The organism is Methanococcoides sp., from assembly GCF_030594565.1.
Taxonomy (GTDB): Archaea; Halobacteriota; Methanosarcinia; order Methanosarcinales; family Methanosarcinaceae; genus Methanococcoides; species Methanococcoides seepicolus.
The window spans coordinates 1-3,640 of sequence record NZ_JAUVEY010000174.1 but is presented as its reverse complement, the minus strand read 5'-3'; the positions used below and the strand labels follow the sequence as shown (position 1 = coordinate 3,640).

Below are 3,640 nucleotides of genomic sequence, written 5' to 3'. Positions count from 1 at the left end.
GCCGGTATTGTCCTTAGCCGTGTTGTCGGTGAGTATGTTATAGCTGGTTGGTCCTCTGATATGTCCGATGGGGTTACCAGATAGTCGGATGCCGTCGCCGGTATTGTCCGTCGCCGTGTTGCTGGTCAGGTTGTTATAGCGGGAAACAAACAGATTGATGCCGATACTGTTGTTCGACGCCGTGTTGTCGGTCAGCTTGTTGTTGCTGGAAACAAGCAGATTGATGCCGTCGCCGGTGTTGTTCGACGCCGTGTTGTTAGTCAGGTCGTTATAGCTGGAAGGCCCACCGAAGGGACCGAAGGGGATACCAGATAGACTGATGCCGTCGCCGGTGTTGTTCGACGCCGTGTTGCTGGTCAGGTTGTTATAGCTGGCAAAACCAAGTTGGATGCCGATACTGTTGTTCGTCGCCGTGTTGTCGGTCAGTATGTTGTAGCTGGAAGGGCCACCGATAAAAGGGGATCCAGCCAGCTGGATACCGGATTGTGTATTGTCCGTCGCCGTGTTGCTGGTCAAGTTGTTATAGCTGGAAGAAGTTAGAAGGATGCCGATACTGTTGTTCGACGCCGTGTTGCTGATTAGCATGCTGTTGTTGGAACTATTCAGATAGATGCCTGCCTTATCAGAAGCTGTAGCACCTGTTATATTAAACCCGCTGATGGTCACCCAGTCAGCAGTAACATTGAAGACATGGTTGCCGGATGTTGCGGCAGTGACATACGTGCTGGCAGCGCCATCTGTTGACGTGATGTTCAGTTGCTTGGTTACGTTCACGTTCTCATTGTACGTGCCCGGATACACAAGGATAGTATCGCCTGCGGTAGCATTGTCCACCGCTTGCTGGATAGTTGTGTAGTTCTGTGGACCCGCAATGCTGGTCACGTTGTACGTCACTGCTGCAGCAGTTCCTATGGTCATTAAAACTAAAGCTATTACAAAACAAATCAGTATACTTTGTTTAATTCTCATTACTTCCACCCCATGATATTACGATCATCAGAATCGTCTACATCTGTAGAGATCACTATCACTAAGGCAGAACATGCCAAAGACCATCAGGTACAAATAAAAGGCAGCGCCGCCTTGTCGCCCCCCACAGACGAATATGAACCTTTAGTTAAAGATTATATTTTATTTTATAAGTACATTGTTAAAGAATGTTATATGTTATGTGAAACATATTATTAGAGTACATAAATGTTAACACTGTTAACAAAATGAAATTAGTTAAAATCGATTTAATCAAATAAGTCCTTGGTCGGTTTTGCCAAGGGGCATATTTTTAGACTGTTAAATGCCGAAAAAAACGTAGAAATATTAGGGCTGCAAAAACACAGAATCACCAGCCAACGACTTATTTGAAATATATTGCAAGTAGACGGCCCGAGAAGGCAATCGTTCATCAAGTGCATACGTGTAAAAGAAAAGAACAGCAACCCTATCGGTTACGATGCTTTTGCATCCAGTGTCATCGATGTAGATGTTGTCGAATATGCTCCTGCCTACTTTGGTATCATTGAGCAGCAGGATATCAAGAACCGTTATACTGTCAGGAGGATCCATGAGAACCTTTGGGATAGCGAAATAGGCGGATTGAACCGCTACCCTGAGATGTGAGACAGGAACAATGGCGGATATGGAGCATGGTGCCATTTTACCTGCCAACTGGCAAACCATTACACTGCTATTGATGATCAGGACATGGCCGAAATGTATCTTGGCTGGGTGGTCGATATGGCACATAACTACCTCCTACCTGAACACATTTCAACCATAGAACGTTTCGAGATGTGGTTTGAGGATTATACCAATGCAAAGATACTGATAGATAGTAAATTGACCCTGATAGAGAACGTGCGTAACCACTCAAAATGGAAAGATGGTATGGCATATGTGACTATTCCGCTTATCTGGCCACATGCAGAATATATCAGAGCATACAAAACTACATTGAAAAATTCGGATAAGACATTTTAACAAATGGCATACTCACATTATCTTTATCATGAGAGATATTGCATGCCACTTTTTTCTCTTTTTTATTGTCCTAAATATCTATTTGATCAAAGCTATCTAAACCCTTCATATTTACTAATATTTACCACAAAAACAGTTCAATCCATCATTTCATCTATTGGAGATATAAGACTGAACTTATCCACATCAAAAAGCCCCATATCGGTAAGCCGTAAAGAAGGTATTACCGGAAGGGCTATGAAAGAATGAGTGATAAATGGAGCAGGAAGGGTACAACCAATCTCTTTTACTGCTTTATGAAGATCATTGAGCTTCTTTTCAATATCCTCCGCAGGTAATGTGCTCAATAGGCCTGCAAACGGTAGTTCGAGCTTTTCTACGACCTTACCATTACTTACCACACATATCCCACCGTTCATGCTACGTATTGTATTGGCACACAATGCCATGTCCGAATGATCGACACCTGTAACGACCACATTGTGACTGTCGTGACCAATGCTTTGCCCGATAGCACCGTTCTTGATACCCATACCCTTAATGAAACCTGCACCAATATTCCCGTTCCTTCCATGCCTTTCAATAACAGCTATCGAAAGCACATCATTCTCAACATCAGGCATCAATATGCCATCCTTGTCCGAATGCAATACAAAGGTCTCTTTCTCCGTTACGATAAGGTCAGGAACTACTTTTATGACCCACACACCATGATCTTTGTCCGCATTAGACCTTATCTGCAGGTCTGTGGCAGTAACTTGATTGAAGTCCACCGTATTGAACACTGTATCTGGATATTCATACGAAGGAACAAAACTTTCCACCGGTCTGCCAGATGCATAAACCGAATCTATAAGGAATTCCTCAAGGTCGGCCAATACGATGATGTCAGCCTTTCTACCCATGGACAGCGAACCGACAATATGGTCCACACGGTAATGTTTCGCTGCATTGATGCTGCACAGAGAAATAGCGTCCATAGGTGAAAGTCCCAGTTCCATCGCCCTTCTGACGATCACATCCATATAGCCTTTCAACAGATCGGATGGGTGCTTGTCATCCGTCACAAAGAAAACATTTTCAAGGGAAACACCATCCTCTATCAAGCGAGGAAGGAATTTATCGAGTGCTTTTGCAGCCGAGCCTTCCCGTATCATAAGTTTCATCCCAAGACGCAACTTTTCAAGAGCCTCATCATATTCGATGGATTCATGGTCAGTAGATATTCCGGCACACATGTAACCAAACAACTGCTCTCTGGAAAGTGCGGGACAGTGACCGTCAACGACCAACCTTTCCTTGAGCGCTGTCCGTATCATTGAAAGCTTTGCTTCATCACAAAGGATAACTCCGGGATAGTCCATCATCTCACCAAGTCCGACAACGTTCTCATTAGCTATCAGGGATGCAATATCATCAACATTTATGGAAGCTCCAGCAGTCTCAAAGGAAGTTGCAGGAACGCAGGAAGAGACAGCAACAAAAGCATTAAGAGGAAGGGTAGACGCTTCCTCGAGAACAAGTTCGATACCAGCCTTGCCAAGAACATTAGCTATCTCATGAGGGTCGATCACAACCGACGTAGTTCCATGTGCCAGTGCCGGTACTGCAAACTGGCTTAAGGTCACCATACTGGATTCAAAGTGAACATGACCATCCATTA

Annotated in this window: 4 protein-coding genes; 2 read left to right on the top strand and 2 right to left on the bottom strand. The window is 44.2% G+C overall.

The features are described 5' to 3' along the window. Positions 1–918 (bottom strand): right-handed parallel beta-helix repeat-containing protein (locus QAS77_RS11010; protein WP_305065569.1); only part of this gene is annotated, 918 nt, incomplete at its 3' end. A 450-nt stretch (positions 919–1,368) separates the two neighbouring features. Here QAS77_RS11010 and QAS77_RS11005 point away from each other — a divergent pair. After that, positions 1,369–1,617, top strand: a complete 249-nt coding sequence (locus QAS77_RS11005; protein WP_305065567.1) for a hypothetical protein — start codon at positions 1,369–1,371, stop codon at positions 1,615–1,617. An 84-nt stretch (positions 1,618–1,701) separates the two neighbouring features. After that, positions 1,702–1,977, top strand: coding sequence for a hypothetical protein (locus QAS77_RS11000; RefSeq protein ID WP_305065565.1), 276 nt, complete (start codon positions 1,702–1,704; stop codon positions 1,975–1,977). A 137-nt stretch (positions 1,978–2,114) separates the two neighbouring features. Here QAS77_RS11000 and ade read toward each other — a convergent pair. Further along, positions 2,115–3,640 (bottom strand): adenine deaminase (ade, locus tag QAS77_RS10995; RefSeq protein WP_305065564.1); only part of this gene is annotated, 1,526 nt, incomplete at its 5' end.

Excerpts from the sequence above, each read along its gene's own strand:
- QAS77_RS11000 (WP_305065565.1), top strand. The coding sequence starts at position 1,702 with ATGGCCGAAATGTATCTTGGCTGGGTGGTCGATATGGCACATAACTAC.